We start from the raw sequence: 7,066 nt of genomic DNA, 5'->3' as shown, positions 1-7,066 counted from the left end.
GCCGACACCGCCGCCGCGCTGCTCGGCACCCGACTTCCCCCACGCCGCCTCCAGCTCACCGTCGGCACCGGCGCCCAGCTCGTCGTCCGGCACCGCCACCTCGAAAGCGCCCGGCCCGCGCTGCACCTCTTCCGCACCGCCGAACCCACGGGCTCCTACACGCTGGGCGCCGTCCAGAACGCCGGACTCGCCCTCGAATGGGCCAGACGCATGCTCGGCTGCACCTGGGACGAATTCTACGCCCTCGCCGACCACGCCCCGCCCGGCAGCGCGAACCTCGTGTTCCTCCCGTACCTCACCGGTGACCGCACCCCCCACCTCGACCCGCACGCCCGCGGCGGCTGGATCGGCGCGACGCTCCAGCACGACCGCGCCCACCTCGCACGCGCCGCGTTCGAGGGCGTCGCCCTCAGCATCCGCGAGGCCCTGCGCGTCATGCCGCACCACGAAGGCCCCGTCCGCCTCGCGGGCGGCGGCAGCGTCCACCCCTGGTGGCGGCAACTCCTCGCCGACGTGCTCGAACGTCCCCTGGAAATCCACGACGTGCCCAGCGCCTCCGCACGCGGCGCCGCGATGCTCGCCATGCCGGACCTCGCGCCCGCCGAAGACCACGCCCCGAACGGACTCGTCGAGCCGCGCCCGCTCGACCTCGCGGACGTCGCCGCCCGCTTCGCCGACGCCTACCACGCCCTTCACGGCCGATTCCGCACGGCCGCCTCACCGGCCTCACCCGCACCCACCCCCGGCGCCTCATGAGCGTCTCCTCCCACGCGACCCCACGCGCCCCTCCCCTCGCCCCCCTCACTCCCGCACCCGCGACGCCCTCGCCACCCGGGAGACCAGCAAGCGCCGCGTCCCCACCACCCGCCCTCAACGTTCACCCCTGGAGGTCAGCATGACGCACACGAAGACCCTGATCGCGATGGCGGCCCTCACCCTCGGCGCCGCGAGCGCCGCCCCCACCAAGATCACCTTCTGGAACTTCCTCGGCGGCGGTGACGGCGCCCGCATGAAGCAGCTCATCGACGGGTACAACGGCAGCCAGGACAAGTACCGCATCGAGCAGACCGTGCTGCAGTGGGGCGTGCCGTTCTACACCAAGGTCCGCACGTCCACCAGCGTCGGGCAGGCGCCGGACCTCATCAGCTTCCACCTGTCGCGCATTAGCGGCTGGGCGCCCGCCAACCTCCTGCGGCCCATCACGGGCGCCGAACTCGCCAGCGTGGGACTCAAGCAGGCCGACTTCTTCCCCAAACTCTGGAACGCCGCGAACTACCAGGGCAAGACCTACGCCGTCCCGCTCGACACGCACCCCATGGTCATGTACTACAACAAGGACCTCGCGGGCAAGGCGGGCCTGCTCGACGCCAGCGGCAACCTCAAGCCCATCACCAGCATCGACGCCTTCACGGCCGCGCTCAAGGCCGTCAAGGACAAGACCGGCATGGCCGGACTCGCCTTCGAGAACGGCTCGCCCGCGTACATGCCGTGGCGACTGTGGCTCGCCATGATCGACCAGCAGGGCGGCAAGATCGTCGAGAACAACAAGATCGTCTCCGGCGAGATGGGCAGGAAGGCCCTGCAGCTCATGGCGGACTGGCAGAAGAACGGGTACATGCTCAAGAACCCCGACTACCCCACCTCCGTCGCGCAGTTCACCACCGGCAAGGCCGCGTTCATGCTCAACGGCGTGTGGGAGGTACCCACCATGGTCGACGGCGCGAAGAACAAGACCGTCAACTTCAAGTACGGCGTCGCGCCCCTCCCGAAGTTCTACGGCACCCAGGCCACCTGGGGTGACTCGCACGGCTTCGCCATCCCCAACAACGCCCGCAAACCCATCAGCAAGGACCACCTCGCGGGCGTCCTCGACTTCGTCTCGTACGTGCAGAAGAACAGCCTGACGTGGGCCGCGGGCGGACACATTCCCGCTTACCAGCCGGTCGTGAACTCCGCGCAGTACACGGCGCTCAAACCCAACAGCGACTACGCCAAGACCGCCGCCGCGAACGTCGCGTACGACCCCGCCGGCTGGTACTCCGGCGCGGCCGGCCCGCTGGAGGCGGTCTCCGCGAAGTACTTCCCCGCAGCGATCCAGGGGCAGCTCAGCGTCAACAAGGCCATCAGCATGTTCGAGAGCGAAGCGAACCGTCTGATGGCCGGAACGCCCAAACCCTGAACGCCCGACGGACCCCCACGAAGGGTGGGGGTCCACCCGACCGGAGGTTCGTGTGAGAGACACCGTGTCCAACGCGGGCCCGATGAGCGCGCGCGTCACCCGTCGCGGTCGCGCGCGCCGATCGGCGGCGCTGACGGCGGCGCTGATGCTCGCGCCGTTCCTGCTCGCGTACCTGCTGTTCTTCATCTTTCCCGTGCTGCGCGCCGCGCAGTTCAGCGTCACGGACAGTTCCCTCACCGAGACGGGCCGCTACATCGGCCCCAGCAACTACGTCCGGCTCGTGCAGGACCCGGACTTCTGGTCGTCGCTCAAGAACACCGGGTACTTCGCGCTCCTCACCGTCATCCCCGTCACCGCGCTCGGCCTGCTCGTCGCGATCGCCGTGAACCGCCTGATCCTCGCGCGGAACTTCGTGCAGGCGCTGTTCTTCCTGCCGTACGTGCTGCCCGTCAGCGTCGTGACGCTGCTGTGGCAGTGGATTCTCAACAGCAGCTTCGGCATCGTGCACGCCCTCACCGGCAGTGACGTCGCGTGGTTCAACACCGTCAGCACCGCCATGCCGACCGTCGCCGTCGTGACGATCTGGTGGACGGTGGGCTTCAACATGCTGCTCTTCCTCGCCGGTCTCCAGAACATCCCCAAGGAGGTGTACGAGGCCGCCTCCCTCGACGGCGCTCAGGGACTCGGGCTGTTCCGCTTCATCACGTGGCCGCTGCTGTGGCCCGTCACGACGCTCCTGCTCACCCTGCAGCTCATCTCCTCGCTCAAGATCTTCGCGCAGGTGTACATCCTCACCGCCGGAGGTCCGTTCAACTCGACCCGCGTGGTGCTGGAGTACATGTACGACACCGCCTTCCAGAACCTCGACGCCGGGTACGCCTCCGCCATCGCCGTGGCGTTCTTCGTCGTCATCCTGCTCGTCTCGCTCCTGCAGGCCGCGCTGCTGTCGAGGCGCGCATGAACGCCTCCCGCAGCCGATTCCTCGGCGGTCTCGGGACCGCCGCGACCCTCGCGCTGAGCTTCGTCTGGGCGTTCCCCCTGCTGTGGGCGGTCAGCACCGCCCTGCGCAGCGAGGAGCAGGCGGTCGCGCAACCGCTGCGCTGGCTGCCCTCGCCCGCCACCCTGAGCGCCTTCGAAGGCGTCATCGCGCAGGGCAACCTCACCCGCTGGTACCTCAACAGCGCCGTCACCTCCCTCGCGATCACCGTGATCACCATCGCGCTCGCGGCGCTCTCCGCGTACGCCTTCTCGCAGCTGCAGTTCCGCGGGAAGAACGTGCTGCTGTGGGTGTTCCTCGCGGGCCTCATGATTCCCTTCGAGGCGCTCCTCATCCCCATGTTCCGCCTCATGAACGACCTCGGCACCGTCAACACCTACGCCGGCATCATCCTCCCGCAGATCGTCTCCCCCATCGCCGTGTACGTCTTCAAGGGCTTCTTCGATCAGGTTCCCCGCGAACTGCACGAGGCCGCCGTCGTCGACGGGGCGGGCGAGTGGCGCATCCTCTGGCGGGTGTTCGTGCCGCTGAGCGCCAACGTCCTGTGGGCCATCGGGATCATCACCTTCATCGCCGCGTGGAACAACTTCCTGTGGCCGTTCATCATCACCACCTCCCCCGACATGATGACCATCCCGCTCGGCCTGACGCAGGTGCAGGACGCCTACGGTCTGCGCTTCGCCCGCACCATGGCCGCCGCCGTGCTCGGCGGGCTGCCCGTCATGCTCGCGTACCTGATCTTCCAGCGGCGCGTCACCGAGGGATTCCTCACCGCGACGGGCCTCAAGGGGTGACGACCAGCCGCTGCGCTCGCCCGGCAGGGCGTCCCTCGCGGGCGAGAAACCACCCCAGCCGCTCAGCGCCCCGCACGCGAACGCAGACACCCGGCCCTGCCGCTCCTGCCCGCACGTTCACGTCGGCTCAGCTCGGAGGCGGACCGTCCTCGCCACACGCCACACCGACCACCACCTGAACCGCGTGCGGTCCCTGCCGCGCGCGGTACTTCTCGATCAGCGCCGCCAGCTCCACCTGCATCGCCCGGGCCGCTCCAGCAGGGCGCGTCACACGCGATCTGCACTACGCGAGGCGTGCTCACAGGCGGCCCCGACTCACCCATCCGGCGTGCTCGATTCCGGGTGAGTCGGAGCGGACCTCCCCTCCGACTCAGGTGCCCGACACCCGTCCCACCCGACCGTCCGGCCGCCAGAAGAACAGCCGCCACGCGAACGCCAGCGTCAGCACCGCCGACAGCACGACCGCCACCCACATCGAGGGAGGCAGCACGCCCGCGCCGACCGCGCGGCCCAGCGACGCCCACGCGGACAGGAAGCACAGCAGGTTCCCCAGCCCCAACGGTCGCCCGTAGATGCCACCGACGAACTGCCCTCGCGACCAGAAGTTGACCGCGCCGAGCCCCAGCAGCCCGCTCGCGATCAGCTGCACCGCCAGCTCCCCCGCCGCACCCGGCAGGTTCAGCCACGCGGCCACCACGTCCGCCGCGAACAGCAGCGGCAATCCCGAGGCGAGGAGCACCACGCCCGTCACGGAGAACAACGCACGCCCGACCACATCCTGATTCATGAGGTCACGCTGACGTATCCTCAACTTGCCGTGCAAGATCACCCTGGAAGTAGACCGTTCCGCGTCGAGCGCGCCCTGCAGGCCGAACTGCTGATGGACCGCGCGCAGCTGCGGCTGCTGCACGTGTTCACCCCCGAAGCGCGCGGCGTCGCCGACGCCGCGCGCGCGCTGGACGTCACCACCGAGTGGCTGTACAAGCGCGTACGACGGCTCGAACGCGCGGGCCTGCTGACCGTGCAGGACACCCGGCCGCGCGCGGGCCGGGCGATCCGGCGTTACCGCGCGGTGGCCGAGACGTTCTTCGTGCCGTTCTCGCTCGTGCCGCCCGAGACGGTCGGGCGGCACAACCGCGCGCGGCACCTCGACCTGTTCGAAACGGCGATCGGACGGACCTTCCGGGAGGCGCCGTTCGATCAGGCAGGCTGGGGATTCGTCACCGCCCGCACGTCCGGCGGGGACGTGAGCCTGCGCATCGTGCGGGAGGACGGAGTGCGCTGGGCGGACCTGGGGGACGCGGCGCCGGTGATGGTGAGCGGCTGGCACCTGCTGCACCTCGGCGCCGGGGACGCGCGTGAACTTCAGGGGGAGTTGCGTGCGCTGCACGAGCGGTTCGCGCGCCGCTCGGGCGACGGGACGTACCTGCTGGGCATCTTCCTCGCGGACACCACGGACCTGAACGGGCTGGAGCACGCGAAGCCGCGCCGCGACGCGTGAGCGGCAGGGCCGGCGTTCCTGCCGCTCACGCGCGGGAGGCACCACCGGACGCCGTGTGACGTGCGGTCCGCGCTCCACGGTGGGCACCCCGTCGGAGGTGATGACGTGGCGGCGTGGTACGGCATGTGGACGTCCGGTCGGGTGCCTGTGCAGGCGGCGTCACCCGCCTGCTCGGAAGTGACACCGGGTGAGGCCACCCGGCGTGTCCCAGGAGGCCCCGGGGATCGAGCCGATGATGACGAGCCCTTCAGGGACGTGCGAACGCTCAGTTGTTGGGGTTCTCGGGTGCGGTGCGTGTCTCGGCTTCGTTCAGCACCGCGATCAGTCGCTCGGCGACGTCCGCGTACGCGGAAGCTCGCCCGTCGTGCCACGCGCGGCGCCGCTCGTCCGACTCGCGTTGCGCCTGAGCGTGCTCCTCCGCGTGGTAGCGTTCCAGGGAAAGCAGCAGGACACGCAGGTCGGACGTCGGGTCATGTTCAGGCTTGCTCATTTGTCCTCCTGCGACTCTCCGAGGGCACCGCGCGGCACCTCGGGGTTCTGGACGAACTCGGTCGGGTCGAGGTCCGCGAAGCCCACCTCCCGCTCGTACTCCTCGATCTTCACGTGCAGCCGCTTCACGTCCCCCTCCACCAGCCCGTAGTCGAAGGTCTCCCAGATCGCCGTCTGCACCCGACCCTCGTTCTCGAAGTCCGGCACCTCCCGCGTCGCCTTGATCCCCGCCTCCAGCTGCTTGCGCCCCTCGATCCCCAGGTTCCGGAACACCACCTGCACCACGTCCCGCGTGAAGTCACGCGGCCCGTAGATCCCCGCCCGGTACACCGTCTCGAAGAACTCCTCCCAGTCCGGCACCAGCTGACTCGCCGGCATGCTGAACGTGCTGATCACGTGCCGGATCGCTTCCAGCGTCTGCCGCGGGTAGTAGTACAGGTACAGCCGCACCCCTTCCAGGAAGAAGTTGTAGTGCGCCGCCTCGTCCACCGCGATCGTCTGCGCCACCTTGGCCAGCACCGGATCCTCGAACCCCGCCAGGTGCGGCTTGGTGCTTTTGCCGCGCGCGATGTTCATCAGGTTGAGGTAGTTGAGCTGCGTCGCGCGTTCCTGGAACACCGTGTACACCAGGTTGGTGATGGCGTCCGGGAAGGGCAGGCTCCACGCCAGGCTGCGCAGCCGCTCCTTGTACTCGGCGATGAACTCGGGGCTGCGTTGACGGCTGAACAGCACCGCGTTCTCCCAGGCGTCGGCGTGCTTCTCCTCCTCGCTGCCCCAGCGGAGCTGGAAGTGGCTGCGTCCGTGGCTGCGGCGCACCAGGTTGACCAGTTCGCTGGTGTAGTCGGGCGCGTACTGCTCGACGGCGAAGAAGCCCTGCACGACCGTGACGACCTCTTTGGGCATGTCGGGGCGCAGGGCGCGCCAGTCGAAGCTCTTGTCGGCGTTCCAGTTGCGCGTCTCCTGGCTGCGGGCGGTGTACCAGCGGTACAGCCCGAGGAAGGCGCGTTCGATGAGGCGGTCCTTCTCGGCGTTCGAGAGCAGTCCGGGCGGAGTCCGCGGCACGCTCGCCAGGATGGAGGGAGGCGTCAGGCTGGTCATGGGAACCT

The 7,066-nt window shown here is 69.3% G+C and carries 8 protein-coding genes; 5 read left to right on the top strand and 3 right to left on the bottom strand.

All coding sequences use genetic code 11. The features are described from left to right. The 4 genes from DEIPI_RS33875 to DEIPI_RS0122730 all read left to right on the top strand — a co-directional run. Positions 1-756 (top strand): FGGY-family carbohydrate kinase (locus DEIPI_RS33875; protein WP_045234991.1); only part of this gene is annotated, 756 nt, incomplete at its 5' end. Between the two features lie 139 nt (positions 757-895). Continuing rightward, positions 896-2,179 carry an extracellular solute-binding protein gene (locus tag DEIPI_RS0122740; protein ID WP_027483300.1) on the top strand — a complete coding sequence of 428 codons (1,284 nt, stop codon included), beginning with the start codon at positions 896-898 and terminating at the stop codon, positions 2,177-2,179. 52 nt (positions 2,180-2,231) lie between these two features. Next, positions 2,232-3,140 (top strand): carbohydrate ABC transporter permease, encoded by a 909-nt coding sequence (locus DEIPI_RS0122735; protein ID WP_245588630.1) that lies wholly within the window; start codon positions 2,232-2,234, stop codon positions 3,138-3,140. Continuing rightward, positions 3,137-3,970, top strand: a complete 834-nt coding sequence (locus tag DEIPI_RS0122730; RefSeq protein ID WP_027483286.1) for a carbohydrate ABC transporter permease — start codon at positions 3,137-3,139, stop codon at positions 3,968-3,970. Before DEIPI_RS0122735 ends, DEIPI_RS0122730 begins: the two co-directional genes overlap by 4 nt. 370 nt (positions 3,971-4,340) lie before the next feature. Here the strand turns inward: DEIPI_RS0122730 and DEIPI_RS0122720 are convergent, their stop codons facing one another. Beyond that, complete coding sequence (locus DEIPI_RS0122720) at positions 4,341-4,757, bottom strand: hypothetical protein (RefSeq protein ID WP_027483285.1); 417 nt, start codon at positions 4,755-4,757, stop codon at positions 4,341-4,343. A 30-nt stretch (positions 4,758-4,787) separates the two neighbouring features. On the opposite strand from DEIPI_RS0122720, the gene DEIPI_RS33870 reads away from it, so the two are divergent. Next, a complete protein-coding gene (locus DEIPI_RS33870) occupies positions 4,788-5,471 on the top strand; it encodes a helix-turn-helix domain-containing protein (RefSeq protein ID WP_045234989.1) in 684 nt (227 codons plus the stop codon). Between the two features lie 265 nt (positions 5,472-5,736). On the opposite strand, the gene DEIPI_RS0122710 is transcribed toward DEIPI_RS33870, so the two are convergent. Then, positions 5,737-5,961 carry a hypothetical protein gene (locus DEIPI_RS0122710; protein WP_027483284.1) on the bottom strand — a complete coding sequence of 75 codons (225 nt, stop codon included), beginning with the start codon at positions 5,959-5,961 and terminating at the stop codon, positions 5,737-5,739. After that, positions 5,958-7,058 carry an acyl-ACP desaturase gene (locus tag DEIPI_RS0122705; protein ID WP_027483283.1) on the bottom strand — a complete coding sequence of 367 codons (1,101 nt, stop codon included), beginning with the start codon at positions 7,056-7,058 and terminating at the stop codon, positions 5,958-5,960. The genes DEIPI_RS0122710 and DEIPI_RS0122705 overlap by 4 nt, the downstream gene beginning before the upstream one ends. Positions 7,059-7,066: the final 8 nt, after the last annotated feature.

This window comes from Deinococcus pimensis DSM 21231, assembly GCF_000519345.1.
Taxonomy (GTDB): Bacteria; Deinococcota; Deinococci; order Deinococcales; family Deinococcaceae; genus Deinococcus_A; species Deinococcus_A pimensis.
Note: the sequence above shows the minus strand (reverse complement) of the source record. Positions and strands in the feature narration are given on the sequence as shown.

Coding starts and splice junctions, on each gene's coding strand:
- DEIPI_RS0122705 (WP_027483283.1), bottom strand. CDS start 7,058: ATGACCAGCCTGACGCCTCCCTCCATCCTGGCGAGCGTGCCGCGGACT.
- DEIPI_RS0122740 (WP_027483300.1), top strand. CDS start 896: ATGACGCACACGAAGACCCTGATCGCGATGGCGGCCCTCACCCTCGGC.
- DEIPI_RS0122720 (WP_027483285.1), bottom strand. CDS start 4,757: ATGAATCAGGATGTGGTCGGGCGTGCGTTGTTCTCCGTGACGGGCGTG.
- DEIPI_RS0122730 (WP_027483286.1), top strand. CDS start 3,137: ATGAACGCCTCCCGCAGCCGATTCCTCGGCGGTCTCGGGACCGCCGCG.
- DEIPI_RS0122710 (WP_027483284.1), bottom strand. CDS start 5,961: ATGAGCAAGCCTGAACATGACCCGACGTCCGACCTGCGTGTCCTGCTG.